This window comes from Nocardia sp. NBC_01377 (assembly GCF_045040005.1).
Lineage (GTDB): Bacteria > Actinomycetota > Actinomycetes > Mycobacteriales > Mycobacteriaceae > Nocardia > Nocardia noduli.
This window is the reverse complement of record NZ_CP109566.1, coordinates 4750453-4774474: the sequence shown is the minus strand read 5'-3', so window position 1 is coordinate 4774474 and position 24022 is coordinate 4750453. Positions and strand designations below refer to the sequence as shown.

The 24022-nt window shown below is 66.7% G+C and carries 27 protein-coding genes and 1 pseudogene; 11 read left to right on the top strand and 17 right to left on the bottom strand.

The annotated features are described in order from the left end of the window. Positions 1 to 50: 50 nt before the first annotated feature. Entirely contained in the window at positions 51 to 683 is a 633-nt protein-coding gene (locus OG225_RS21915; protein WP_405177047.1) for a hypothetical protein, read from the bottom strand. Between the two features lie 121 nt (positions 684 to 804). Then, a complete protein-coding gene (locus OG225_RS21910; RefSeq protein ID WP_405177046.1) occupies positions 805 to 1296 on the bottom strand; it encodes an SRPBCC domain-containing protein in 492 nt (163 codons plus the stop codon). 86 nt (positions 1297 to 1382) lie between these two features. On the opposite strand from OG225_RS21910, the gene OG225_RS21905 reads away from it, so the two are divergent. Together OG225_RS21905 and OG225_RS21900 are read left to right on the top strand one after the other, a co-directional pair. Beyond that, positions 1383 to 1721: an ArsR/SmtB family transcription factor gene (locus OG225_RS21905; RefSeq protein ID WP_405177045.1), complete on the top strand. Its 339-nt coding sequence runs from the start codon at positions 1383 to 1385 to the stop codon at positions 1719 to 1721. Beyond that, positions 1714 to 2229, top strand: coding sequence for an SRPBCC family protein (locus tag OG225_RS21900; RefSeq protein ID WP_216911556.1), 516 nt, complete (start codon positions 1714 to 1716; stop codon positions 2227 to 2229). The genes OG225_RS21905 and OG225_RS21900 overlap by 8 nt, the downstream gene beginning before the upstream one ends. A 35-nt stretch (positions 2230 to 2264) precedes the next feature. On the opposite strand, the gene OG225_RS21895 is transcribed toward OG225_RS21900, so the two are convergent. The 7 genes and pseudogenes from OG225_RS21895 to OG225_RS21865 all read right to left on the bottom strand — a co-directional run bounded on the left by OG225_RS21895 (position 2265) and on the right by OG225_RS21865 (position 7849). After that, positions 2265 to 2774 carry a GNAT family N-acetyltransferase gene (locus tag OG225_RS21895; RefSeq protein ID WP_405177044.1) on the bottom strand — a complete coding sequence of 170 codons (510 nt, stop codon included), beginning with the start codon at positions 2772 to 2774 and terminating at the stop codon, positions 2265 to 2267. A 146-nt stretch (positions 2775 to 2920) separates the two neighbouring features. After that, positions 2921 to 3337 (bottom strand): annotated as a pseudogene (locus OG225_RS21890) (spermidine synthase); the annotation flags it as partial. Next, complete coding sequence (locus tag OG225_RS21885; protein ID WP_405177043.1) at positions 3334 to 3576, bottom strand: DUF4247 domain-containing protein; 243 nt, start codon at positions 3574 to 3576, stop codon at positions 3334 to 3336. The gene OG225_RS21885 and the pseudogene OG225_RS21890, both read right to left, overlap by 4 nt. Before the next feature lie 76 nt (positions 3577 to 3652). Then, on the bottom strand, positions 3653 to 4582 hold the full coding sequence (locus OG225_RS21880) for a Ku protein (protein ID WP_405177042.1): 930 nt from the start codon (positions 4580 to 4582) through the stop codon (positions 3653 to 3655). Positions 4583 to 4689: 107 nt separating this feature from the next. After that, positions 4690 to 5322, bottom strand: a complete 633-nt coding sequence (locus tag OG225_RS21875; RefSeq protein WP_405177041.1) for a TetR/AcrR family transcriptional regulator — start codon at positions 5320 to 5322, stop codon at positions 4690 to 4692. 155 nt (positions 5323 to 5477) lie between these two features. Further along, complete coding sequence (locus OG225_RS21870) at positions 5478 to 6416, bottom strand: alpha/beta hydrolase (RefSeq protein WP_405183329.1); 939 nt, start codon at positions 6414 to 6416, stop codon at positions 5478 to 5480. A gap of 71 nt (positions 6417 to 6487) precedes the next feature. Further along, complete coding sequence (locus tag OG225_RS21865; RefSeq protein WP_405177040.1) at positions 6488 to 7849, bottom strand: flavin-containing monooxygenase; 1362 nt, start codon at positions 7847 to 7849, stop codon at positions 6488 to 6490. Positions 7850 to 8024: 175 nt separating this feature from the next. Here OG225_RS21865 and OG225_RS21860 point away from each other — a divergent pair, with 175 nt between their 5' ends. After that, a complete protein-coding gene (locus OG225_RS21860) occupies positions 8025 to 8741 on the top strand; it encodes a PP2C family protein-serine/threonine phosphatase (RefSeq protein ID WP_405177039.1) in 717 nt (238 codons plus the stop codon). Positions 8742 to 8841: 100 nt separating this feature from the next. Here the strand turns inward: OG225_RS21860 and OG225_RS21855 are convergent, their stop codons facing one another. Both OG225_RS21855 and OG225_RS21850 read right to left on the bottom strand, forming a co-directional pair. Next, positions 8842 to 9933, bottom strand: a complete 1092-nt coding sequence (locus tag OG225_RS21855) for a lycopene cyclase family protein (protein WP_405177038.1) — start codon at positions 9931 to 9933, stop codon at positions 8842 to 8844. A 92-nt stretch (positions 9934 to 10025) separates the two neighbouring features. Then, a complete protein-coding gene (locus OG225_RS21850) occupies positions 10026 to 10790 on the bottom strand; it encodes an SDR family oxidoreductase (RefSeq protein ID WP_405177037.1) in 765 nt (254 codons plus the stop codon). A gap of 260 nt (positions 10791 to 11050) precedes the next feature. Here OG225_RS21850 and OG225_RS21845 point away from each other — a divergent pair, with 260 nt between their 5' ends. After that, on the top strand, positions 11051 to 12682 hold the full coding sequence (locus OG225_RS21845) for an ABC-F family ATP-binding cassette domain-containing protein (protein ID WP_109526973.1): 1632 nt from the start codon (positions 11051 to 11053) through the stop codon (positions 12680 to 12682). Between the two features lie 83 nt (positions 12683 to 12765). Then, positions 12766 to 12999 carry a helix-turn-helix domain-containing protein gene (locus OG225_RS21840; RefSeq protein WP_109526974.1) on the top strand — a complete coding sequence of 78 codons (234 nt, stop codon included), beginning with the start codon at positions 12766 to 12768 and terminating at the stop codon, positions 12997 to 12999. Between the two features lie 173 nt (positions 13000 to 13172). On the opposite strand, the gene OG225_RS21835 is transcribed toward OG225_RS21840, so the two are convergent. After that, a complete protein-coding gene (locus OG225_RS21835; RefSeq protein WP_405177036.1) occupies positions 13173 to 13703 on the bottom strand; it encodes a RimK family alpha-L-glutamate ligase in 531 nt (176 codons plus the stop codon). A gap of 142 nt (positions 13704 to 13845) precedes the next feature. On the opposite strand from OG225_RS21835, the gene OG225_RS21830 reads away from it, so the two are divergent. Further along, positions 13846 to 14694 carry an IS5 family transposase gene (locus OG225_RS21830; protein ID WP_331758169.1) on the top strand — a complete coding sequence of 283 codons (849 nt, stop codon included), beginning with the start codon at positions 13846 to 13848 and terminating at the stop codon, positions 14692 to 14694. A 456-nt stretch (positions 14695 to 15150) separates the two neighbouring features. Here the strand turns inward: OG225_RS21830 and OG225_RS21825 are convergent, their stop codons facing one another. The 3 genes from OG225_RS21825 to OG225_RS21815 all read right to left on the bottom strand — a co-directional run bounded on the left by OG225_RS21825 (position 15151) and on the right by OG225_RS21815 (position 16872). Then, complete coding sequence (locus OG225_RS21825; RefSeq protein ID WP_405177035.1) at positions 15151 to 15612, bottom strand: hypothetical protein; 462 nt, start codon at positions 15610 to 15612, stop codon at positions 15151 to 15153. Positions 15613 to 15803: 191 nt separating this feature from the next. After that, entirely contained in the window at positions 15804 to 16301 is a 498-nt protein-coding gene (locus tag OG225_RS21820; protein WP_405177034.1) for an acyl-CoA thioesterase, read from the bottom strand. 67 nt (positions 16302 to 16368) lie between these two features. Further along, positions 16369 to 16872 (bottom strand): cupin domain-containing protein, encoded by a 504-nt coding sequence (locus tag OG225_RS21815; RefSeq protein WP_405183328.1) that lies wholly within the window; start codon positions 16870 to 16872, stop codon positions 16369 to 16371. A 95-nt stretch (positions 16873 to 16967) separates the two neighbouring features. On the opposite strand from OG225_RS21815, the gene OG225_RS21810 reads away from it, so the two are divergent. The 4 genes from OG225_RS21810 (at position 16968) to OG225_RS21795 (ending at position 19435) form a co-directional block, all read left to right on the top strand. Then, positions 16968 to 17495: a MarR family winged helix-turn-helix transcriptional regulator gene (locus tag OG225_RS21810; protein ID WP_405177033.1), complete on the top strand. Its 528-nt coding sequence runs from the start codon at positions 16968 to 16970 to the stop codon at positions 17493 to 17495. Between the two features lie 170 nt (positions 17496 to 17665). Beyond that, complete coding sequence (locus OG225_RS21805; protein ID WP_405177032.1) at positions 17666 to 18193, top strand: YbaB/EbfC family nucleoid-associated protein; 528 nt, start codon at positions 17666 to 17668, stop codon at positions 18191 to 18193. Further along, positions 18183 to 18521: a hypothetical protein gene (locus OG225_RS21800; protein ID WP_405177031.1), complete on the top strand. Its 339-nt coding sequence runs from the start codon at positions 18183 to 18185 to the stop codon at positions 18519 to 18521. The genes OG225_RS21805 and OG225_RS21800 overlap by 11 nt, the downstream gene beginning before the upstream one ends. Then, on the top strand, positions 18521 to 19435 hold the full coding sequence (locus OG225_RS21795; RefSeq protein WP_405177030.1) for a hypothetical protein: 915 nt from the start codon (positions 18521 to 18523) through the stop codon (positions 19433 to 19435). The genes OG225_RS21800 and OG225_RS21795 overlap by 1 nt, the downstream gene beginning before the upstream one ends. Before the next feature lie 18 nt (positions 19436 to 19453). Here the strand turns inward: OG225_RS21795 and OG225_RS21790 are convergent, their stop codons facing one another. Both OG225_RS21790 and OG225_RS21785 read right to left on the bottom strand, forming a co-directional pair. Beyond that, the gene (locus tag OG225_RS21790; protein WP_109526982.1) at positions 19454 to 20020 is read right to left on the bottom strand and encodes a TetR/AcrR family transcriptional regulator; all 567 of its coding nucleotides are present in this window, start codon (positions 20018 to 20020) and stop codon (positions 19454 to 19456) included. Positions 20021 to 20112: 92 nt separating this feature from the next. After that, on the bottom strand, positions 20113 to 22929 hold the full coding sequence (locus OG225_RS21785) for an aconitate hydratase (protein ID WP_405177029.1): 2817 nt from the start codon (positions 22927 to 22929) through the stop codon (positions 20113 to 20115). Between the two features lie 356 nt (positions 22930 to 23285). On the opposite strand from OG225_RS21785, the gene OG225_RS21780 reads away from it, so the two are divergent. Continuing rightward, the gene (locus OG225_RS21780; RefSeq protein ID WP_405177028.1) at positions 23286 to 23855 is read left to right on the top strand and encodes a DUF6676 family protein; all 570 of its coding nucleotides are present in this window, start codon (positions 23286 to 23288) and stop codon (positions 23853 to 23855) included. Positions 23856 to 24022: the final 167 nt, after the last annotated feature.

Here is a 24022-nt window from a genome sequence, read left to right as displayed (position 1 = left end):
GGGGTGCGGACGTGGTCCACACCCCTCGGTTCCGGAATGCCCTGCCGTGATTACGGATCGATGTGCACGCCGCCGAGGATGGTCGTCAGGTCGGTGCGGTATCGCGGCAGATCCACGACCTTCACCTGGCTGCTCACCTGAACCGGGTGCACTCCCGTCGGGGCCCGGAACGCGAGTTCCAGATATTCGTAGTGGATATCGATACCGGCGCTGGGCGCGGTTCCGGTGACCCGGAGACCCCGGACGCCGCACACCTCGATGCTCTCCGAACCCGATTGACGCCAGCCCGGAGCCGTCGCACGCACCATGGTGAGATGCGCGAGGGCGGAATCGATATCGGCCAGCGAGTTGTACGTCGCGATGGTCACCATCGCGGAGCCGAGGCCACCGCTGTCGGTCGGCAGGTCGAAACGGTTCACCATGAATCCGGGGGAGGAGCCGTTGACCCAGGACAACGTCCAGCCCGGCAGTCGGGGGACGCGGATGGTGATCCGGCCCGGACGCTGTTCACTGGTGAACACCTCGTCGCTCGATTCGAAGGCGGTGCACACCGATTCGGTGGTCGCCACCGTCCGGGCTTCGGGTTCGGCCACGGGTAGTTCCGATGTGCCGCAAGCGATCACCAATGCCGCCGCGATACCGCCGAGTGCCAGGTGTTTCCCGGTACGCCACATCACCGTCATGACCGGACAGCGTAACCGGAACGACCATCGATTTGTCGACCGCTCAGCAAGTGACCAGCGAGTAGCTAATGTCGCCGGATGGTGAGCGCCGTCGGGCCGTCCACCATTCGGGGAGTCCGTATTACCGCGAGGTCGTCTCGGTCTGTGCCCGTGACAGTGCGACGGCTTGCGGTTCGTCGTCGGGTAGGCCGGTTCCGGTGGTGATCAGCCCGCCGAGACTCTGTTCGATGTAGTAGGTCCAGCCCTTGCGGCAGGCCTCGAAACATTCGAATCGGGGGACCAGGCCGACGTGGGTGAAGCGGAGTTCGGCGCCGCCCTCGGTCGCGGTGACGTCGAAGCGGATCTCGGTGCCGTTCCATTCGGTCTGGTCCTCGACGAAGTCGATCCGGTTGTCCAGCACCCGCCAGACCACCCGTTGTCCGGGCACCACCTCGGTGACCTCGATGGTGCTGCGGTGCACACCGGGAACTTCGTAGGTGAACACGTCACCGGGCCGGGCGGAGTCGCCCACGAGGGATCTGGACCACCAACCGCGCACGTCGGTGACGGCGGCGGTGACGGATTCGGGGGTTCGATCGGTGCCGATGGTTGTGGTGAAACTCTGGTCGGTCATGGCTCACTCCGTTCGATGCGGGAAATCGGCCACGATATTCAACCGATTGGTTGACAGTAGTGCCGGAATGCGGGATATTCAACCGTATGGTTGAGAGTTCTCGGGGTCGTCTCGACGTGGTATTCCACGCGCTGTCGGATTCCACGCGCCGGTCGATGTTGCGCAGCCTGGCGCGCAGGCAATGCAGTGTGGGTGAACTCGCCGCGCCGTTCGACATCTCGCTGGCGGCCGCGTCCAAACACATCAAGGTGCTGGAGCGGGCCGGGCTGGTGCGGCGCAGTGTGCGGGGACGGACGCATATCTGCCGACTCGACGCGGGGCCGCTGCGCGACGGTGTCGAATGGATGCGCTTCTACGAACGATTCTGGAACGAGAGCCTCGACGCACTGGAAACCGCACTGCTACAGGAGGATCAAGGTGAGTGAATACGGTGAGGTCGTCGACGCGGCCACGATCCGCGTCGAGCGGATCCTGCCCGGACCCATCGAGCGGGTCTGGGCGTATTTGACCGATGTCGACAAACGCGCCACCTGGCTGGCAGGCGGGTTGCTCGAACAGCACACCGGCGGCCGGGTCGACCATGTCTTCCGGATCCACGAACTCACCGGCGAGGGTGATCCGGCCGAGGTCGCCGATCGACGCCACGGCGAGGTGCTCGCCTGGGATCCGCCGCGCCTGCTGCGCCACACCTGGAGCACCGGGGGCGACCTCGCCGATTCGGTGGTGACCTTCGAACTCGACCCGGTGGACGACAAGGTCCGCCTGGTGGTCACTCACAGCAAGTTGCCGTCACGGGACGAGATGGTGAATGTGGCCTCCGGCTGGCACACGCACCTGGACTTCCTGCGCGATCGTCTCGAGGAACGGTCACCGGCGACGTTCTGGCCGAAACTCGAGGAGTTGCGCGGCGAATACGAGACGATCCTGCCCTGAGGGGATCGGGCCGAGTACCCGCGTCGGCCAGTCCGTCAGCGCGGGCGGTTCGCTCGATTGTCGCCCGCCAGGCGTCCGCGTCGTATCAGCGCGCGTTTGGTGCCGGGGGCGATCGGCGGCAACCCCACATCCGGATCTGTCTCGGGCTCGGCGGGATTCGGGCGGACGAACAGGGTCACCGACGCCGCGGCGGTGAATCCGCTGCGCGTCATGAGGGTGGCCGAGGCGGTGTTGCGGCCCTCCACATCGGTGACGATGCGGAGGGCGCCGCGGGCGAACAGCGCGTCCGAGCAGATGTCGACCAGTCGTTTGGCGATACCTTGGCCCTGCATATCGGGGGCGACGGCGATCCACTCCAGGTAGGCCCAGTCGTCGCGGAGTTCGAATTCCATCGAACCGAGGACGAAGCCGACCACCCGATCCGAATCCAGCGCCACCCAGCATGCCCCGTCCGGACTGTCGAGATGTTCGGCCACCGAGGTCAGCGACCACGATGTGTACGGCTTGGCGGTGACGTCGAACACCTCGTGCCCGAGATCGAGCACCTGACGTAGATGGCCGAGGCCCATCGGGACGATCGCCGTGACGGAGTCCATGCCGCCAGTTTGCCAGGGTCCGCAGCCGTGGACCTCAGCGCCACTCGTGCAGTTCGAGGTCGATGATGACCGGGTGCATCAGCGTCGAGACCGGTGAGCAGTTCCATCAGCAACGGAATCTCCGCGCCGATCAGGATGCCGAGCAGCATCGCGAGGAAGATCAGCGCGGAGGTGTAGATGTTGAGCCAGGCGTAGGCGGCGTAGAGCGCGAGCACCGAAAGCCCGCCGAGCAGCGCCAACGCCAATTCGACCGCGACGAAAGCCGCCGCCGCGTGTCCGCGCAGTGGTTTCGCGGCGAGCGCGCCCAACCCCATCGCGAAAACCATGACGCTCAGGGTGATCGAGGCCTGCGCGGCGGTGTCGCCGAGCAGATAGCTGCCGAGGGTGACCAGCGACAGCTCGTACACGAGACCGCAGGCCGCGCAGATGAACGCGGTGGCGAGCAGGGCGACGCGAGCAGCTCTGACCCGCTCCGGCAGAGGGCGTACGACGACGGCGGTCACTGTGCCTATTTCCCGCTCTGACTCCGGTATTGGTCGTTGGGCGGAGTATTCGGCCGGCCCCACTGCGACACCGTCGAATGGTGCCGGGTGTAACCGTTGCGGTATTGATCGACCAGGACCACCGATCCGGCACCGTTGGGGGACACCGTGATGATGTCGTCGCGATATTGCAGGTAGTTGCGGTCGCCCGATTTCCGGCTGTCGAGCGGACGGGCGGCCCCGGTGATCGCGCTGGTCAGGCGTTTCATCTGTATCCCCCGTGGAGCGCCGAACGGGCGCCCGTCCCGTGGTGATGCGACTGGACGGGGACTCTATCAGGAAGGGTCAGGCCCCTTTTCGGGCTGCGGTCTTCTTCGCGGTCTTCGCCGCGGGCGTGCTCGCCTTCTTCGCCGCCGCTTTCTTGGCCGGGGTCTTCTTCACCGCCGCCTTCTCCGCCTGCGTGCCCGATCCGCCGCTGTCCCCGGCGCCGCGGCGTCCGCTCGCCTCCAGACTGCGCTGCAAGGCGGCGACCAGATCGACGACTTCGGCGTCCATCTCGGCGGGCGCGGCCTCCCCGTGGCTGACCACCTTGCCGGTGCCGCTGGTGATGGCCTCGTCGAGCACCTTCTTCAATTCGATCTGGTACTCGTCCTTGAACAGTGTCGGATCGAAATCGTCGGACATGGTCGCGACCAGGGTCTCGGCCATATCGATCTCCTGGGAGCGCGGTTCGGACACACCGTCGAGGGATTCGAATTCGACCGCCCGGACCTCGTCGGGCCACAGCAGCGTCTGGAGGACCAGCACACCGTCGCGCACCCGCATCGCCGCGAGCCTGGTCTTCTGTCTGAGGGTGAAATGCACCAGCGCGGTGCGATCGATGCGGTCGAGTGTCGTCGCCAGCAACACATACGCCTTGGGCGTGGTCGAATCCGGCTCCAGGTAATAGCTCTTGTCGAAGAAGATCGGATCGATCTGATCCGACGGCACGAATTGCAGTACCGGAATCTCGTGCTTCTCGGCCACCGGCAATTTCGAGAAATCGTCGTCGGTCAGCACGACTTTGTCGCCTTCGGGGGATTCGTAGGCTTTGTCGATATCGGCGTACTGCACGGATTTCCCGCAGATCGTGCAGACCCGGTCGTATTTGATCCGGCCGCCGTCGGCGGCGTGGACCTGGTGAAAACGGATGTCGTGATCCTCGGTGGCGGTATAAACCTTGACGGGGACGTTGACCAGCCCGAATGCAATCGAGCCTTTCCAAATAGCTCGCATGGAGTCCATGATGGCCGACCCCGTGGGAATCCGCGAGCAGAGCCGCCCGCGGTTCGGTCACGGTCGGGTGTGGAATCGCGCAGCCACCTTTATGAAGGAGATTCGGCCTACACCGCGACCGTGCCGTAGATGGATCTGAGCCAGATCACGACCAGGGCTTCGACCCGTTGTTCCACGGTGGGCGGGCCGTCGGCGCTGAATTGTTCGAACGCGCGTTCGTTGAGTTCGACCAGGATGGTGGCGAGGGCGACGCTGTCCGGGCCGTCCGGCGCGTTGCCGTTCGCGCGTTCGGTCTCGATCACGGCGGCGATCGGTTCGACGAAGGAGGCGCGGGTGGTGTTCCAGAGGTCGGCCACCGACTGATTGCGCTGACGGGCGGTCACCATGGCCCGGAACAGGCGGCGGTGGCCTTCCCACGCCGCGAAGACTCCGCGCAGGGCGTCTTCGAGACGGTCGCGCGGTGAACCGGCGCCGTCGACCAGCAGGTGGGTCGCGTCGAGCACTTCGCGGTACATCTCCGCGCCGAGCGCGGCGACGCAGGCCGCCTTGTCCTCGAAGTAGAAATAGAACGCCGACCGGGTGACGCCCGCCGCCGCGGTCAGATCGGCGATGTTGATGTCGTCGAGAACCTGCACCTTCAACTTCTCGTCCAGGGCCCGCAGCAGGGCGAGACGGCGTTGATCGCCGCGTTTGGGGGTGCGCCGGTCGAGCAGGCCGCCCGCGTCGTCGGTCGCGGCCATCTCAGTTCTCCGACCGTGTCGGCGCGGATTCGTGTGGGAGGTGACGCATGTGTCGAGTGTGCCGTGGTCCCGGTGAGCCGTGGTGCCGCACCCCGTCCGATGCTGTCGGCCTATCCGGTGCTCGTTCGAATATCATTGCGGTGCAGCTTGTTTCGTCATGATATCCGCAATGTTCGGGTCAGGAACGCGGCTTGATGCTCACGCACCGCCTCGTGCAGGCGTTTGCCCGGATACACGTCGAAATGGTCGCCCGGGTAGTGCCGGATCTGCGCCCGCGCCTCGACCGCGGTCTTGACGGCCGCCCCGACCGGGACGCAACGGTCGAAATCGGCGATCTGGAAAAGGACCGGGCACCGCAGGGCCTGAGCGAAGCGTCGTGGGCGGTGTCCCATGGCGTCGAAGGCGATCGACGCGCTCACCTCGTTACGCCAGGTGGGGCCGGCGATCGAGAGGTAATCGTCGTACGTGCCGGGCAGATTCAGCAGCGCGACCTCGTCGGGCCGCCCGACCGCGGGCAGCATGACCCGGGGACGGCGGGCGGCGGCGGCACGTTTGTCCTCGGCGGCGCGCAGCAGCAGGCGCGCGGTCGTGGTGGCGCGGGTGGACAGTGACGCGGCCGGTTCCGCGGTCGGCGGTGTCGAGACGGCGGGGCGATCGGTGGCCAGACCCGACACCAACGGTGTCAGCGCGATGATCGCGGCGATATCGGTGCGTCCCGCCGCGACCTCGAGGACGGTGCCGCCCGACAGCGAGACACCCCAGAGCACCAGCCGACGCGGATCCACCCCCGGCAGGCGCGCGGCGGTCCGCAACGCCGCGCGGTAGTCCTCGATCTGCCCCCGCAGCGAGATGACCCGGCGCGGTTCGCCCGCGCTCGCGCCGAAACCCCGGTAGTCGAACGCGAGGACGTCGAGTCCGGCTTCGGCCAGACGCGCGCCGAAGGAATCCAGTCCGCAGTCCTTGGTTCCGGCGAAACCGTGCGCCATGACGGCGGCGGGTCGTCCCGCGTCGGTGGCCAGGCGGTCGTGCGCGGCGGGGAAATGGCAGGCGTCGCAATCCACGCCGTGGGAGTCGAAGGTGAGCGATCGGGGCATGGGGCTGTCTCCGTCGGGCTGATCGCCGGTGGTCCCGGCGGGGCTGGTCGTCGTGGTGGGGCGCGGGTGATTCACGCGCGCATCCGCCGGGTGATCGCCGCGCCGCCGTCGAGCGCCCGGCGTCGGCCTTCGGGCAGTTCGCTCACCCGCATCTGTCGCTCGTAGGTGAAGAAGTCGACCTGCTGGGTGTGCCGTGGCCGGTCCAGGACGTGCCCGGTGTACATCTGCTCGTCCTCGGTGATGATCTGCTCCATCACCTCGGGTCTCGGGGGGCGGTATTCGCCCGCCGCGTAGGCCGCGATCATGCGCGCCTGGCATTCCACGAAGGGGAACAGCGTCGGCACCGACTGGGCGAAACCCGTGAACGCGAGATCGTCCATGCCCGGCACGAGGATGCGCTTGTAGAGGCGGATGCGATTGTCCGGCGCGCTGATCAGATCCGGATCGAAGAACGGGAAGGTGATGTTGTATCCGGTGGCGTAGACGATCACATCGAAATCGGCGCTGGTGCCGTCGGCGAAATGGACCGTCCGGCCGTCGAGCCGCGCCACATCGGGTTTGGGGGTCACGTCACCGCAGCCCAGGCGCAACGGCAATTCGATCGACTGGGTGCCGTGCGCGTCCATGAACCGATGCGTAGGCTTCGGCAGACCCCACTGCTCCGGATTGCCCGAGATGAATTCGGCGAAGCCGTTCACCATCCAGCGGAACATCCGGCGCGGCATGAAAGGCAGTGCGGCGCCGTATTTGTCGACCGGCTTGCCCGCCATGTACTTCGGCACGATCCAGGACCCGGAACGGGTGGACAGATACACCGTGTTCTCGGTGGCGCGCGAGGACAGTTCGACGGTGATGTCGGCCGAGCTGTTGCCGATCCCGACGACGAGGATGCGCCGACCGTGCAGGTCGAGCGGTTCGCGCGGATCGATGTAGTGGTGCGAATGGATCGTCTCGCCGGTGAACGTGCCGGGAAAATTCGGGTAGCGCGGACCCCAGTGATGTCCGTTGGCCACCACGAGGAAATCGAAGTCACGGGCCGCCCCGTCGGTGGTGTGCAGTGTCCACCCGCCCTCGGCGTGATGTTCGGCGCGCACGACGGCGTTGCCGAATTCGATCCGGTCGAGCAGTCCGAAAGCCGCCGTGTACTCATCGAGATAGGCCTTGATCTGCGAGTGGTGCGGGAAGTCCGGATACTCCCGAGGAATCGGGAAGTCCTGGAACGAGAGCCGATATTTCGAGGTGTCGATATGCAGCGACCGGTACGCGCTCGAGTGCCCGTTCGGATTGCGGAACGCCCAGTTGCCGCCGATCCGATCCGACGCTTCGAAACAGGTGTACGGAATCCCGTAGTTCCCGAGCATCTTCCCCGCCGTGAGCCCGGCGATGCCCGCGCCGATGATCGCGGTGGACGGTGGACTGCCGGTCTCGCTCATGGTGATCCTTCGTTCCAGTCGGGTCGGCGGACTCGCCACCGACCCGGAATCCGACGCGCGTCAGATATAACTGTCGCGCGTGAAATCGGACGAGAATCGCGGATATCGGCGCCGGCGACGCGGTGGGAACTCCTCGGCCCCGCACGCTCCGCTCCGTCATGCCAGAATTCGCGGGGTGCATGGTCTGGAGATCGAGACCGCCGTCGGCAGCGATATCGGTCGCCGCTACTCGGCGAACTTCGACGTCACCCACCTGGTCGAACAACCCCTGCTGGCGGTATTGGCCGACGGGATGGGGGAGGGACCGGGCAGCGCGCCCGCCGGGCGGACCGCGGTCGATATCTTCGTCGACCACGTCACGCGCGGACCGGAGCCGGGGCCGGACGGGTTTCGTGACGCGGTAGCGGCAGCTCACGCCGAGGTGAGTCGAATCGGCCGGAGAACGCGGGATCTGGCCGGGTGCACACTGACCGCCATGGTGGCCACCTCGCGGGAATGCTGGCTGGTGCAGATCGGTGACTCCCGGGTGTACCGGTTGCGTGCCGGGCTGCTCGAACTGCTGACCACCGACCACACGATGGCCTGGCTCGGCGCCGTGCACGGTTGGTATCCGTTCGACTCGGCGCAGGCCGCGTCGGCGCGGTATCAGCTGACCCGCTATATCGGTCACGGGGGCGCGCCGGAACCGGATGTGCTCAGCGTGACGATGAGACCGGGTGACCGGTACCTGCTGTGCACCGACGGAGTATCCGAGCAGGTCGGCTACGACGACCTACGAACCTTCCTCGGTCGGAACACGCCGCCGCGGTCCGTTGTCACGAGCCTGTTGGCCGCGTGCGACAGGGCGGGCGGAAACGACAACGCCTCCGCCATCGTGATCCGGGTCGACTGACCGCGCGGTATCGGGACGCCGATGGTGTACATCGAACGGCACCGGAACGACTCGGAATTTCGAGTGGGGGATCGTCATCCGTGCTGCTGGACACCTGGTGTCAACGACCCGGTTCGGGCGGAACTCCGGTGGTGCGTGCGGGAAGGACGAGCGGGCGGCGCAGGTGCGGGGGCACTGCGGCGAAAAGCGATCCCATCGCGGCCAGGGTTCCGGCGAGGTCGGAACGGCCGGACAGGTAGGCGCGTTGCCGCGCGGGCGGGAGCGTGAAGAAGGCGTCGAAGAATTCGGGCATGTTCCGTGGTGGCATGGCCAGGAGTGCGCGGAGTCCGGCGGCGCGCAGTGCGGCGACCGCGCGGGTGCGCAGCGGGTGCGCGGGGGAGTCGGCGGCCACCGCGTCGGCGGCGGCGAGTGCCGCCGCGACGCTGTAACCCGTTGCCGGGTGCGTGAATCCGCCCGCGGCGCCGAACCGGTGACGGCCCTGGTGTCCGCCCTGCACCGGGAAACGGACCCGCTCGACGGTCTCGTCGCCGTCGAGCTCGATTCCCCGCGAACGCAATCGATGAACCAGGCGGTCCCTGAGTTCACGGGTGGACAGTGCGGGTCGTCCCGCCAGACAGGTCTCCTCGAGCAGCATGGCGCCGCCGCCGAGCGGTACCGCGTACAGGAACGACGGTGGCGCGTCGGAATTCGCGCCGTTGTCGCGCCGCCAGTCCATGAAGGCCGGTTCGATGCCCTCGGTCCGCTCGGGACCGAGGACCACGCCGTAGGCGGTCTGCTCGGCGAGCGCGGGGGAGCGGGCGACGCCGCGGGCGTCGATCACCCGGTCCGCGCCGAGCACGGTCCCCGACGCGCAGACCACCGAATCGCGGCCGAGTTCGGTCACCCGATCCGCCAGGACCGTCGCCCCGTCGATGTCCAGCGACGCGCGCAGCCGCTCGGTGTCGAAGACGACGTAGCGCCGGTCCACCTCGTGACGCAGATATCCCCAGACGATCGGACGGTCGACGGTCGCGGCGATCACCTCGGGGTCGAGCCAATCGGGGAGTTCGTCGGCCCACGCCGCGTACGTCGCCGTCCAGCGCCGTAGCGGAACAGGGTCGACGACGGTCACCGTGAGCCCGCGCGCCAGGCAGCGCGAGGCCACGGCCCGGCCCGCGGGTCCGAGTCCGCAGACGACGACCCGCTCGCTCACCGCCGCTCGCCGCGTGAGATCCGCATCGGTGCTCCCGTTCGTGTCGGTGCCGCCGTGGTCCGGACCGGTCCGCAGGGCCTACGGGACCTGCCTCACAAGCCGCCCGTCGAGAGCAGCCCACCGTCCACGCGCACCGTCTCACCGGTGATCCACGCGGCCTCGTCGGACGCGAGGAAGGCGATCAGGCGGGCGACATCCTCCGGCGAGCCGAGACGTTTCATCGGGTACACCGAGGCGGCCTTCTCCTCGTCGGCGGAATACAGCGCGTCCGCGAATTTGGTCTTGACGACGCCGGGAGCGACGGCGTTGACCCGGATCTTCGGTCCGAGCTGCCAGGCGAGCTCGTCGGTGAGCCGGATGAGCGCGGCCTTGGAGGCGCCGTAGGCGGCGATCACGCCGGTGGAACGAATACCGGCGACGCTGGCGACGTTGACGACCGCGCCGCCGTTGTCGCGCATCCACGCCTTGTACGCCTCCTGGACGTAGCCCAGCGCGGCCACGACGTTCACGTCGAAGATCTTGCGCACCGCGTCCAGATCGGCCTCCATCAGCGACCCGTACACCGGGTTGATGCCGGTGTTGTTGATCAGGATGTCGATCGAACCGAATTCGGCGACGACCCGCGCCACCGCGGCGGCCCTGCTGTCGGCATCGCCGGAGTTGCCCGCGAGCGCCACGATCTCGCCCTTGTGGCCCAGCGCGCGCAATTCGGCGGCGGCGGCCTCGAGCGGTTCCGGTTTGCGCGCGGTGATCAGCACGTTCGCGCCGCGTCGTGCCAGTTCGGCGGCGACCGCCTTGCCGATACCCCGGCTCGCGCCGCTGACCAGTGCGCTTCTACCCAACAGATCGGTGCTCATGTGAGGGCACGTTACCGCAGCGATCTCGGCCTCCGGTCGAGGATGCGGACCGGCAATCTCCTGGAATTCGCGGCATCGATTCGGCCCGTGGGAACCTCCCGCGAAGAGTTATTGCCGTCACATGAGCATCGCGCGGTGCATGGTGTGGGATATGTGGCGGGTAAAATCGGTGGTTCTTGTGGGTATCGCGTCGCACAATCGAGCAGCAACCGCCCAGCAGCGCCTATTCGCACCATTGTCTATTCGTGAGGAGCCCGTCTGTGATCACCGCGACCGACCTGGAGGTCCGGGCCGGAGTCCGCACCTTGTTGTCGGCACCTGGTCCGGCGTTACGGGTGCAGGCGGGCGACCGGATCGGCCTCGTCGGGCGTAACGGCGCGGGCAAGACGACGACCCTGCGGATCCTGGCGGGCGAAGGCGAACCCTACGCCGGAAAAATTCTGCGCTCCACCGAAATCGGGTACCTGCCGCAGGACCCTCGCGAGGGCAACCTGGACGTGCTCGCGCGTGACCGGGTGCTGTCGGCGCGCGGCCTCGACAGTCTCATCCGGGACATGGAGAAGCAGCAGGCGCTGATGGCCGAGGTCGCCGACGAGGCGGAACGCGAGAAGGCGATCCGCAAGTACGGCAGGCTCGAGGAGCGTTTCTCGTCACTCGGCGGCTATGTCGCCGAGAGCGAGGCGGCCAGGATCTGCCACAGCCTCGGCCTGCCGGATCGGGTGCTCGGGCAGGCGCTGCGCACGCTGTCCGGTGGTCAGCGTCGGCGAATCGAATTGGCGCGCATCCTCTTCTCCGCCTCCGACGGCAGCGGAGGCCGCTCCGATCGCATCCTGCTCCTGGACGAGCCGACCAACCACCTCGATGCCGACTCCATCACCTGGCTGCGCGGATTCCTCCAGAGTCACGACGGCGGCGTGATCGTCATCAGCCACGATGTGGAACTGCTCGAGGCGGTCGTGAACAAGGTGTGGTTCCTCGACGCCGTGCGCGGCGAGGCGGACGTCTACAACATGGGCTGGAAGAAATACCTCGACGCCCGCGCCACCGACGAGCAGCGCCGGGTCAGGGAACGCGCCAACGCGGAGAAGAAGGCGAGCGCGCTCAAGTCGCAGGCCGCCAAACTCGGTGCGAAGGCCACGAAAGCCACTGCGGCACAGAACATGGCCAAACGCGCCGACCGACTGCTGGCCGAACTCGACGATGTCAGGGTGGCCGACCGGGTCGCCAGGATCAAGTTCCCGGAACCGGCCCCGTGCGGCAAGACACCGCTGATGGCGGAGAACCTGACCAAACTCTACGGTTCGCTCGAGATCTTCACCGGCGTGAACCTCGCCATCGACCGGGGCAGCCGGGTGGTCATCCTCGGCCTCAACGGCGCGGGTAAGACGACCCTGCTGCGGCTGCTCGCCGGCGTCGAGACGCCGACCGCGGGCGGTCTGGTGGCCGGACACGGGTTGAAGGTCGGCTATTTCGCGCAGGAGCACGACACCCTCGACGACACCGCGACGGTGTGGGAGAACATCCGCCATGCCGCGCCGGACGCGGGTGAGCAGGAATTGCGCGGTCTGCTCGGCGCGTTCATGTTCTCCGGTCCGCAGCTGGAACAGCCCGCGGGCACCCTGTCCGGCGGTGAGAAGACGCGTCTGGCGCTGGCGGGCCTGGTCTCGTCGGCGGCCAATGTGCTGCTGCTCGACGAGCCGACCAACAACCTCGATCCGATCTCGCGCGAACAGGTGCTCGACGCGCTGCGCACCTACGGCGGCGCGGTGGTGCTGGTGACCCACGATCCGGGCGCGGCGGAGGCTTTGTCGCCGGAGCGGGTCATTCTACTGCCCGACGGCACGGAAGATCATTGGTCGGCTGAATATCTGGAATTGATTCAGCTCGCGTGATTCTCATCACAAGCACCCGTTGATCACGGCCCGTCGAGTGCTTAGCCTGGAGTGACGCGCTGCTCGGCGACTCGGAGGAAGCCATGAGCGACAGGCCCACACAGAACAAGGCCCCATTGGGAAAGGGCACCCGCGTCACGGGGAAGTCACGTGACCGTCTACAGAACCAGCTGAAGAAGCAATACGAGGCGGGTGCAAGCATCCGCTCGCTGGCACGCGCTACGGGGCGCTCCTACGGATTCATCCACAACGTGCTGGTGGAGTCGCATGTGCAACTCCGCAGCCGCGGCGGCGCCAATCGGCGAAAGAGCCAATAGCCGCCGATCGAATGTGACCTCCTGCCGTACCGCCGGTCCGATCGTGGGTCGGTGGTACGGACGGACAGCCATGCGTGCGTCGGCGTATCCGCCACGGGCACAACGGGATAACGACGTGTCATGAGGGCTTTACCCGAGCCGGGGATCATCGTGCCCGGTGAAGGAAGAGCGGATCAGTAGCCGGGAACCGCGCCGTCACCGTGCACGAGCAGATTGCTCAGGCTGCGGAACAGCGGTAATCCGGTCTTGATCTCCAGGTAGGCGAACTGGCCCTGCGGGTTGACCTCGAGGAAGTAGTACTCGCCGTCGCGACCGAGCCGTAGGTCGATCACGCCGAAACTCAGTCCGAGCGCGCCCATCAGTGTGGCGAGAGATTTGCTCACCGAGGCCGGTAGCTGCTCGCGCGCGAATTCGACCGAGGTGTCGAGGCGGGAATCGATGCGCCCGACACCGGCCTGCGAATCGATCCGCACCGTCCACTCCACGCCGTCGACCCACACCACGCGCAGGTCACAGGTGGCGTCGATGTAATCCTGGAAGGTGGTCGGTGAGGTGCGGATACTCGTGAGCTTCCCGAAGTCCGCGCGATCGATGATCCTGGTCTCCGCGAATTCGGCTCGCCCGGTCCCGGTGCGTTTGTAAACCACTGGGCCGGGACGGGATTCGGCGAAGCTGCGGGCCTCGTCCGGATCATTGGTGATCAATGTCTCAGAGCGCGTCTGAGATCTCGGTCACCGGCTGGCGTGTGACGCCGGATATGTAGAGGGACTCCCGGTACGACTGAGGTTTCCACACCAAGACGTCACACCGAGAGTCCCTGTGCCAGTGTCGCTTACCTGCTTGTGCTTGTCGTGCCCAGCCCACGGCGAGTCGCCGAAGTGCCCGTTCTATCCGTCTTCGTCGCTGACCGACCCGCAGTGGGCGATCCTGGAGCCGCTGCTTCCGCCACCAGGCAACACCGCCGGTAAGGGCGGCCGACACGAAAAGTGGTCGCGGCGGCTGGTGTGCGACGCGATCTTCTACCTGTCGCGCGGCGGGATCGCGTGGGCGCAGCTGCCGCACGATTTCCCACCTGCGAAAACCGTGTACGACATCTACCGGCGATGGACGAAAGCCGGTGCATGGCAACGTATCCACGATGCACTGCGTGATCGTGCCCGAGTCGCCGCCGGTCGGGCGCCGCAGCCGACCGCGGCGGTGATCGACTCGCAGACCGTGCGCGGCGCCGACACCGTCGCAGCGGGTACGGCCGGATACGACGCGGGCAAGAAGATCAAAGGCCGCAAACGCCACATCGCCACCGATACCAGCGGGCTACTGCTGGCCGTCGTGGTCACCGCCGCCTCGATCCAGGACCGCGACGCCGCGCACCGGCTGCTGGCCGCTGTCGCGGCCCGCTTCGCCACCATCACGCACGTATTCGCCGACGGCGGCTACGCCGGGCGACTGGTCATCTGGACGAAATCTGTTCTCGCCCAAACTATTCAGATCGTCAAACGCAGCGACACCGCCACCGGGTTCGAAGTCCTGCCACGCCGCTGGGTAGTCGAACGCACATTCGGCTGGCTCGTCAAACACCGCCGATGCGTCCGCGACTACGAAACCCGCCCCGACCACCACGAAGCCATGGTCTACATCGCTGCCATCCACACCCTCACCCGACGACTGGCTCACGCCAGCACACCAGCCACATGAGATCCCAGACGCCCTCTCAGGAACGGTGAAACCGGCGCGCAGTGCCGTCTCCAGTTGAACGATCTTGCGGCTCGCGGTGCGGTCGGCGCCGGGATCGTTGATCCATGCGGCGGGAATCGACCACAGCATGCCCTGGCTGAAACCGTCGCATTCGGCTTGGCGAAAGGCGTCGTCGGAGGCCCGGATACCGGTGGGGACCGCGGACAGATGCGGTCGACGCCACCAGACCGAACGGACGTCGTCGAGTCCGATGAGGTGCGACATCGAGCGCGTCGTGCCGAGCCGGTCCAGCCGGAAGCTCCCGTACTCGCGCGGGAAATCACGCAGGTCGAGATGAATCGGGCTGAGCCCGTGGTGTTCTCGCAGCGTCGCCGCCATCGCGGTGCCGTGTAGATCGTCGGTTTCCGAGACAATGAGCACCGAACCTCGCGGGCTTGCCACCATGCGCGGGGCCGCTCAGTCGAGGCTGTCGCAGTTGATGCCGTCGTCGCTGCTGTCGAGCGATTTCGTCTGGCAGTAGGTGTGGGTCGCGCCGCTGCCGGATGACCCGTCGGTGATTCGCATCCGCTCCGCCCAGGAATCCGTGAGTTGTTGCAGCAGTTCGTCTCCCAGCGCGGGGGACGGCTCCCCCGCGAGGGTCAGCGGCCGCTCGACCAGGTCGATGCGCAGCCTGCGGGTGAAATCGGCGGTGGCGCCGGGCCGGATGTCCACCAGGACCGGCCGCTCGTCGTCGGTGCGATCGTCCACGCCCGCGGAATCGAGTACGCGGAGCACATCGTCGCGACGGAAGGTCCACGTCCCCTCGGCGACGCGGACGGAGATCTCACGTTCCGACTCGGCCACGAGCAGGCCTTGTAAAGCGGGAACGCGGTCACCCGTCGCCGGCGCGCCTCCTGGGAGGTGGATTGCGTCGGTCATGATGTGAACTCCGATCTGCTCGCGATTAGCCATGACCCTCGAGCGTGAACAGGATCATATCGTGTGAGGCCCCGTGACCGACCCGGTTCGGAAGATTTAAACCCCGGTGGCAAACAGATTAACGGGGGCCGGATAGGCTTGCACCGAAAGATTTTCGGTGGGTGCCCACCCCACCTGTCGCTAACATGCAGCTATTTCATTGTGGGATTTGTCTTCCCGCGTTGCTGGGCGGTGGCGGTGCCGCGGGGCCCGGACGATCGGGGTTCGCTCGTTCGGAGTCCGAGGAGTTCGGGTCGCTCCGCGAGGGCGCGCAGTCGCGCTCCCGGATCGGCCACGAGTTTGCGCGCGGTGAGATCGAGTATGCCGCCGATCACCGAGATCTCCGCCGCGACGGTGTCGTCGAGTTTGCGGATCTCCTGCCGGATGCGGAACGTCTTGCCGCCGGACCACTCGAAAGCGCAGTCGATGGTGACCTCGTCGCCGCCGCGCAGTTCGCGCCTGTACTTGATGGTCGTCTCGAGCACGACGGGGCCGATGCCGTCGGCGATCAACTTCTCCTGTGCCACCCCGGCGGCGCGCAGTAGTCCCCAGCGCGCGTGCTCGCCGTATTGCAGGTACACGGCCTGATTCAGGTGCCCCTGGGTGTCGAGTTCGTATCCACGCACCATCACCTGGGTAGAGAAGCTCATGGCGGAGGCAACCCCGGCCGGGCGCGGGAATGTTCCCGTGCGCCGGGATAGGTGTGTCACATCCGGTTCAGCGACGCTGGGCGGAGCGTCGCGCCCACCAGTCGGGCGCGTCGACGAAGTGATTGTCGAATTCGTCCTGGGCCGCCGCCAGATCGGCGAGGGTCGCCTCGCTCCTGCCGATGCGATCGAGCAGTCGGAAGTAGTCGAAACGTTCCACGCCCGGCATGAGGGCGATCAGGACGCGGGCCCCGCTGTCCGGCGTCGCGCCGAACGCGTGCGGCATCCGTTTCGGCACCACGACGGAACCGCCCGCCGCGACCGTGACGATCCGGTCGCCCGCGAGCAGTTGTAGTTCGCCGTCGGCGACGTAGAACAGTTCGTCGGAGCGCGTGTGATAGTGCGGAGCCGCGCCGTCCGCGCCGGTCGCGAGGGTGATCTCGGCGGTGCTGACCGAGTCCTCGGTCGCGTTCGCGTCGATGAGCAGGCGAATCCGTGCCTGCTCCGTGCCGAGGATCTCGGCCTCGTGGGGGTGCCGGACGGCGATGTCGCGGTGTTCGGCGGCGGTGCTCATGGTCACTGTGGTTCTTCGTCGGTAGTTCTTCGGCATATAGTTCGCTATCGAATGATTCGGTACCGAACTATATCCCGGCGAATAGAATGCTGTCCATGGTTGCCAAGGATTCGGGTGCGACGCGATCCGACCCGGTCGACGCCATCACCGCGCAGTGGCGTCGCGAACGGCCCGATCTCGACCTGGAGGCGATGGCGATCCTCGGTCGACTCGGCAGGTTGACGCTGGTCGCGCAACGCCGGATCGAATCGGTGTTCACCGCGCACGGCCTCCGGCGCGGTGAATTCGATGTGCTTGCGGCCCTGCGCCGTTCGGGTGATCCGTTCGAACTGAACCCCTCGGTCCTCGCCGACACCCTGATGCTGTCGCGGGCGGGGATGACCGGACGGCTGGACCGGCTCGAATCCGCCGGACTGGTGCGGCGGGTGGCGGACGCCGCCGATCGACGCGCGATCCGCGTCGTCCTCACCGACGCGGGCCGCGCGCTCGTGGACACTGTGGTCACCGATCACGTCGCGAACGAGACCGCGATGCTGTCCGTGCTCGACGCGCCGGATCGCCTCGAACTGGACCGGATCGTGCGGGTACTGCTGGAGCGGCTCGACCCCGGTTCACCCGTCTGACCGCGCGAATCGAGTAGTCGGTCACGCGCGCCGCGCACGGAACGCCGATCGGCAGGCTCGGCGATGTGAAGGCGAACGGAGGTGACCGTCGGGCCGATTTCGACATCGAGGGAACCGCGACCGGCTCCGCTGCGTCAGACCTAACGACGACAGAGCTGAAAGGTACGAATATGGGTTCGCGATTCGAATCAGACGAGCTGCGGGCTCGCACCGATGGTCTGCAAAGGCAGGTCGACGGCATGATGTCGACCTACGAACAGCAGTTGCGCGATATCGCCGCCGCGAAGTCGACGCTGGCGACGGTATCGTCGCAGGGCTGGTCCGACGACAGCCTGGTCCGAGTCACCGTCAACGGCGCCGGAATCCCGATCGACGTGTGGGTCGACGCCGGGGCGCTCAAACGATCCACTCCCGAAGGGCTTGCGGCCTCTTTCCTCCGGGCGGCCCAATCGGCCGCGCGGTCGGCCAAGGCCGATATCGACACCCTGCTGGCCCCGGTGCGCGAGGCGGCGGCGGAATTCGGTCCGCCGGAGCAGGTCTACGAGCACTTGCCGTTCGTCGGGGCGCTCGACGACATCCTCCCGCCACCACCCGAACCGGCCGCGCCCGCGCCGGAATGGCAGGATCCGGGGCCGTTGGACGACGAGGACGAAGGTCCGCACTGGAAGGGACTGGGGGCGAACCGCAATGGCTGGTGACGACTTCCGCATCGATACCGATCAGGTTGGCGCGCAGGCGGCGAAATTCGGCGAACTCGCCGGTGAACTGACCACGGGGCTGACCGATCTGGTCGCGGGGCTGTCCGCGATCGGAGATGCCTGGGGTGAGGACGAATTCGGTGAACGGTTCGCGGCGAATTACGTCGACAAGGCCGACGACGCCCTGACGAATATCGCCACGGCCGTACAGATGTTCCAATTCCTCGAGAAGGGCACCGAGGTCACGGCGAATACCTTCGGCGCTCTCGACGCCGATTTCACGAACGTCCTCACCACGATCACCTCCCGGCTCGACGGGACGGCGTGATGGGTCTCGAGATTCCCGACGAACTCGAACCCGTTGCCGCGCTGGTCGTCTACAAATGGCCCGAAACCGACGAGACCGGGCTGCGTGGCGCCGCCGACACCTGGGATCAGATGGCCGATCTGCTGGATCAGGTGAATGATCTGGGCAGCGACGTGGTGAAGGTGGTCCTGGCCAACACCCAGGGCGACACCCACGACGCCATCGAGAACTTCTGGAACAAAGCGGGCGGCGACACCGGGATGCTGGGCGAGCTGTCCGAGTTCTGTCGTGAGTTGGCCTTCGTGCTGCGCGTGATGGCCGCGTTGGTGTTGGCGGTGAAACTGTTCATCATCGCGATGCTGGTGTATCTGGCGGTGCAGTTGGCTGCTGCCGCCGCCGCGGCGGTGCCGTCGCTGGGAACCAGCACCGCGGTCGGTGCGGCAGCCCAGGTGAGTACGCGAGTGGCGGTGACGACGGCGCTGCGCCAACTGATCCAGGACATCACCGCCAAGACGATCGTGCTGGGCGCGGTCACGGGTCTGGGTACCTCCTCCGCGATCGAAGTGGGGTTCCAATCGCTGGAGATCAAACTCGGTGTGCGCGAGGGCTACGACTGGACCCAGGTCGGTTCTGTCGCCGCGCACGGCGCGATCAAGGGTGCTGTCGCGGCCCCGGTGAAACAAATTCTGAAGAACGCCGGGGTGCAGCTTCCGGGTGACAGCGTGATCGGCGGCGACCACGTCGGTCCTTCCGCGCTCATCAGCAAGATGATCGGCAAGAAGGTGGCCGATGTCGCGTGGGGTGAGGAGCCGGGCATCGCCGGCCGCGGCACCGAGGTGGCCACCAAGGTGATCCGTCAGGAGATCGTGGACGCCCTGGCCGAATCCTCGACGCTGAATCAGGGTTCCAGTCTCGATCTCCCGCAGCAGAATTAGCCGGACATCGGTGCGCGGTCACTCCCGGCGACGCACCGAGGCTTCCACGAGATCCAATACCGCGGAAAGGTTTTCGTTGGTGTGCCCCGACGCGATGCGGGCGATCAGACCGTCGAGGACGAGATCGAGATAGCCGAGCAGGACGTCGGTGGGTACGTCGTCGCGCAGTGCGCCCGCGGCCTTGCGGCGTTCCAGACGGGCCAGGGTCGCCGTGGTGAGTTCGGCGGACCGCTGGGTCCAGCCCGCGCGGAATTCGGGGTCGGTGCGCAGCCGCCGCGCGATCTCCAAACGTGTTCCGAGCCAATTGAACTGCTCGGGATGGGTGAGCATATCGCGCATGACCTGCACGATGCCCTGATTGGCCGCGACATCGGCCATCCGTTCGGCGTCCTCCTGGGCGAGGGCGAGGAACAGGGCGTCCTTGTCGCGGAAATGGTGGAAGATCGCGCCGCGTGAGAGGCCGATCGCTTCTTCCAGGCGGCGCACGGTGGCGCCTTCGTAACCGAATTCGGCGAAGCAGGCCCGCGCCCCGTCGAGAATCTGGCTTCGCCGGGCGGCGAGATGATCTTCACTGACCTTGGGCATGCGGACTCCTCGAGGCAATGTGCGAGAGTCCGCGCACCGCGAAACCGCGGTGCGCGGACCCGTACAACGACCGTGCAGTCGAGCGCCGCGATCTAGCCGCGAATCATGTTGCGCAGCACGAACTGCAGGATGCCGCCGTTGCGGTAGTAGTCGGCCTCGCCGGGGGTGTCGATGCGGACCACGGCGTCGAAGGTGATCTTGTCACCGTTCTCCTTGGTGGCCGTGACCTTCAGGGTCTTCGGGGTGACACCCTCGTTCAGCGCGGTGATGCCCTCGATGTCGAAGGTCTCGGTGCCGTCCAGCTTCAGCGACGCGGCCGACTCGCCGGCCGGGAACTGGAGCGGGACAACGCCCATGCCGATGAGGTTCGAGCGGTGGATGCGCTCGAAGGATTCGGTGATGACGGCCTTGACGCCGAGCAGGCTGGTGCCCTTGGCCGCCCAGTCGCGCGAGGAACCCGAGCCGTACTCCTTGCCGCCGAGCACGACCAGCGGGATACCCGCGGCCTGGTAGTTCTGCGAGGCGTCGTAGATGAACGACTGCGGGCCGCCCTCCTGGGTGAAGTCGCGGGTGTAACCGCCCGAGACGTCGTCGAGGAGCTGGTTGCGCAGCCGGATGTTGGCGAAGGTGCCGCGGATCATCACCTCGTGATTACCGCGACGCGAGCCGAGGGAGTTGTAGTCCTTGCGCTCCACGCCGTGCGAATCCAGGTACTGCGCGGCCGGGGTACCCGGCTTGATCGGACCGGCCGGGCTGATGTGGTCGGTGGTGACCGAATCTCCGAGCAGCGCGAGCACGCGGGCGCCCGTGATATCGGTGACCGGGGCCGGATCCATCTGCATGCCGTCGAAGTACGGGGGCTTGCGCACGTAGGTGGAGTTCGGATCCCACGCGAAGGTGTCGCCCTCGGGGGTTTCCAGGTTCTGCCAGCGCTGGTCGCCGTCGAAGACGGTGGCGTAGGACTTGGTGAACATGTCCCGGCTGATCGCCGACTTGATGGTGTCATCGATCTCCTGCGACGACGGCCAGATGTCCTTCAGGAACACGTCGTTGCCGTCGGTGTCCTTGCCGAGGGCGTCGGCCTCGAAGTCGAAGTCCATGCTGCCCGCGAGCGCGTACGCGATGACCAGCGGCGGCGAGGCCAGGTAGTTCATCTTGACGTCGGGGGAGATACGGCCTTCGAAGTTGCGGTTACCCGAGAGCACCGCGGTGACCGAGAGGTCGTTGTCGTTGATCGCCTTGGAGATCTCCTCCGGCAGCGGGCCGGTGTTACCGATGCAGGTGGTGCAGCCGTAACCGCCGACAAAGAAGCCCAGCTTCTCCAGGTAGGGCCACAGGCCGGCCTTCTCGTAGTAGTCCGAGACGACCTGCGAGCCCGGCGCCATGTTCGTCTTGACCCACGGCTTGGACGACAGGCCCTTCTCGACCGCGTTGCGAGCCAGCAGGGCCGCGCCGATCATGACCGACGGGTTGGAGGTGTTGGTGCAGGAGGTGATGCCCGCGACCACGACGGCGCCGTGATCGAGGACGAAGTCACCGCGCTCCGGATCCGACACCTTGATGGGCTTGGACGGGCGGCCGACATTGCCGTTGGCCGCGGACGGGAGTACCGCGTCGTCGTCGGCGAAGGACAGCACCGCCGGATCGGAAGCCGGGAAGGACTCCTCGATGGCTTCGTCCAGGTGCGTGTGCGGGGTGCTGGCGGCGGGGCCGGATTCCGCGTCGTTCGTGTAGTTGTGGATGTCCTTGCGGAACGCGGTCTTGCTGTCCGACAGCAGAATCCGGTCCTGCGGACGCTTCGGGCCCGCGATGGACGGCACCACGGTGCTCAGGTCCAGCTCCAGGTACTCCGAGTACGCGGGCTCCTTGTCGGCGTCGTGCCACAGACCCTGCTCCTTGGCGTACGCCTCGACGAGCGCGAGCTGCTCGTCGCTGCGGCCGGTGAGGCGCAGGTAATTGATGGTCTCGCCGTCGATCGGGAAGATCGCCGCGGTGGAACCGAATTCGGGGCTCATATTGCCCAGGGTGGCGCGGTTCGCGAGCGGAACCTCGGCGACGCCCCTGCCGTAGAACTCGACGAATTTGCCGACCACGCCGTGCTTGCGCAGCATGTCGGTGACGGTGAGCACCACGTCGGTGGCGGTGACGCCCGGCTTGATCTCGCCGGTCAGCTTGAAGCCGACCACGCGCGGGATCAGCATGGAGACCGGCTGGCCGAGCATCGCGGCCTCGGCCTCGATACCGCCGACGCCCCAGCCCAGCACGCCGAGGCCGTTGACCATGGTGGTGTGCGAGTCGGTGCCGACACAGGTGTCGGGGTAGGCCTGTCCGTTGCGGACCATGATCGTGGGGGCCAGGTATTCGATGTTGACCTGGTGCACGATGCCGACGCCGGGCGGGACGACCTTGAAGTCGTCGAACGCGCCCTGGCCCCAGCGCAGGAACTGGTAGCGCTCGCCGTTGCGCTGGTACTCGAGGTCGACGTTCAGCTCCAGCGCGTCCGCGCGGCCGAAGACGTCGAGGATGACCGAGTGGTCGATGACCATGTCGGCGGGGGAGAGCGGGTTGACCTTGTTCGGGTCGCCGCCGAGGGTGGTGACGGCCTCACGCATGGTGGCGAGGTCGACGACACAGGGCACACCGGTGAAGTCCTGCATGATGACTCGGGCCGGGGTGAACTGGATCTCGGTGTCGGGCTGGGCGTTCGGATCCCAGTTCGCGATCGCGCGGATGTGGTCTGCGGTGATGTTCGCGCCGTCCTCGGTGCGAAGTAGGTTCTCCGCGAGGACTTTGAGCGCGTAGGGGAGTTTTTCGGTGCCTGGCACGGCCGAGAGGCGGAAGATCTCGTAGGAGTTGCTTCCGACCTCGAGGGTGCCCTTTGCGCCGAAAGTATCGTTACTTGTCGTCACGTCAGCTCCACTCGTCTGTGAGGGTCGGCCACCGGCGGGGCTGTGCCGATGACTGGTTGTTCGAGGGCGTCCTTGGAGGGGCTCCTGCGCCCGTCGGGCGTCGGTTCCTCGCGCCGTAACTCTAACAGTACGCTTGTCCTATGAAACGCGCGGGGGCCGCTCTGTGCGGCATGGTCGACGCCCGGTCGGCTCTGTCGCGTACTGTGCTCGAGAGCCAGCGTGGTCGGATCCCGGTCCGGCTGCGCGCTCCCGGGGCGGTCGCACGCCGCCCGCGTCGGACGGGAGCGGTGCTCAGCCCGCAGTGTTAAACGCCCATCGCATCGCACGCCGATGTGGCTCGACAGACCGGATGGAAGATGGCCCCCTCGCAAACCTCGGTTTTCACCCCCATGGCCGCGAAACTGCCGCCCGAGATCACCGAAAGCGGTCTGAAGGCGATTCTGGCCGATGTCGAGGGCAATCGCGTCGCCACGCCGGTGGGTAAAGGGCAGTCCGGGCTCGAGACCGTCGTCGCCGAGGCGCAATCCCATGGGATCCCGCTGAGCATCGTGGTGATTCCCGGTAATCCAGGCCACGACTCCAATCTACGGGACCTGGCCACCGAGGTCGGAAAACAGCAGCACGGCACCGTCGTCGTCCTCAGTGACGACTGGGTGGGCACCTACAGCGACTCGATCAGCCGGGTGACGCTGGAATGGGCCGAGGACGCGGCCAAGAGCAAGCAGGGCAATTCGGTCGAGGCCGCGCGCATCTTCGTCGGACGCCTCGAGGAACCGGAATCGGTGTCCTGGACCGCGATCACCCTCGTGCTGCTCGCGATCACCGTGCTCGCCACCGGCGGGCTCTACTGGGTGAAGGCTCGGCGTGCTCGGGAAGAACTCGCCCCCGCCGTTGCCGCCCGGCGTCCCGGGGACGCCGACAGGTAAGCGGTATCTGCTGCTTCCTTTTTACATAACGGTCGGTTCGTTTCGACCGGTCAATTCCTCTAGCGCATACGGCTAATTCTGGGCAATCCATAAATTACGCGCCTGTGATTCTGTTGCTGGAGTTCTCTTGGTGATGAATGTGTCGTACGGTTCGAATGATCGCCGAT

Excerpts from the sequence above, each read along its gene's own strand:
- OG225_RS21795 (WP_405177030.1), top strand. The coding sequence starts at position 18,521 with ATGGGTCTCGAGATTCCCGACGAACTCGAACCCGTTGCCGCGCTGGTC.
- OG225_RS21800 (WP_405177031.1), top strand. The coding sequence starts at position 18,183 with ATGGCTGGTGACGACTTCCGCATCGATACCGATCAGGTTGGCGCGCAG.
- OG225_RS21810 (WP_405177033.1), top strand. The coding sequence starts at position 16,968 with ATGGTTGCCAAGGATTCGGGTGCGACGCGATCCGACCCGGTCGACGCC.
- OG225_RS21905 (WP_405177045.1), top strand. The coding sequence starts at position 1,383 with ATGGTTGAGAGTTCTCGGGGTCGTCTCGACGTGGTATTCCACGCGCTG.
- OG225_RS21870 (WP_405183329.1), bottom strand. The coding sequence starts at position 6,416 with ATGCCCCGATCGCTCACCTTCGACTCCCACGGCGTGGATTGCGACGCC.
- OG225_RS21790 (WP_109526982.1), bottom strand. The coding sequence starts at position 20,020 with ATGCCCAAGGTCAGTGAAGATCATCTCGCCGCCCGGCGAAGCCAGATT.
- OG225_RS21850 (WP_405177037.1), bottom strand. The coding sequence starts at position 10,790 with ATGAGCACCGATCTGTTGGGTAGAAGCGCACTGGTCAGCGGCGCGAGC.
- OG225_RS21885 (WP_405177043.1), bottom strand. The coding sequence starts at position 3,576 with ATGAAACGCCTGACCAGCGCGATCACCGGGGCCGCCCGTCCGCTCGAC.
- OG225_RS21815 (WP_405183328.1), bottom strand. The coding sequence starts at position 16,872 with ATGAGCACCGCCGCCGAACACCGCGACATCGCCGTCCGGCACCCCCAC.
- OG225_RS21865 (WP_405177040.1), bottom strand. The coding sequence starts at position 7,849 with ATGAGCGAGACCGGCAGTCCACCGTCCACCGCGATCATCGGCGCGGGC.
- OG225_RS21875 (WP_405177041.1), bottom strand. The coding sequence starts at position 5,322 with ATGGCCGCGACCGACGACGCGGGCGGCCTGCTCGACCGGCGCACCCCC.
- OG225_RS21805 (WP_405177032.1), top strand. The coding sequence starts at position 17,666 with ATGGGTTCGCGATTCGAATCAGACGAGCTGCGGGCTCGCACCGATGGT.
- OG225_RS21840 (WP_109526974.1), top strand. The coding sequence starts at position 12,766 with ATGAGCGACAGGCCCACACAGAACAAGGCCCCATTGGGAAAGGGCACC.
- OG225_RS21880 (WP_405177042.1), bottom strand. The coding sequence starts at position 4,582 with ATGCGAGCTATTTGGAAAGGCTCGATTGCATTCGGGCTGGTCAACGTC.
- OG225_RS21910 (WP_405177046.1), bottom strand. The coding sequence starts at position 1,296 with ATGACCGACCAGAGTTTCACCACAACCATCGGCACCGATCGAACCCCC.
- OG225_RS21915 (WP_405177047.1), bottom strand. The coding sequence starts at position 683 with ATGACGGTGATGTGGCGTACCGGGAAACACCTGGCACTCGGCGGTATC.
- OG225_RS21820 (WP_405177034.1), bottom strand. The coding sequence starts at position 16,301 with ATGAGCTTCTCTACCCAGGTGATGGTGCGTGGATACGAACTCGACACC.
- OG225_RS21780 (WP_405177028.1), top strand. The coding sequence starts at position 23,286 with ATGGCCCCCTCGCAAACCTCGGTTTTCACCCCCATGGCCGCGAAACTG.
- OG225_RS21825 (WP_405177035.1), bottom strand. The coding sequence starts at position 15,612 with ATGACCGACGCAATCCACCTCCCAGGAGGCGCGCCGGCGACGGGTGAC.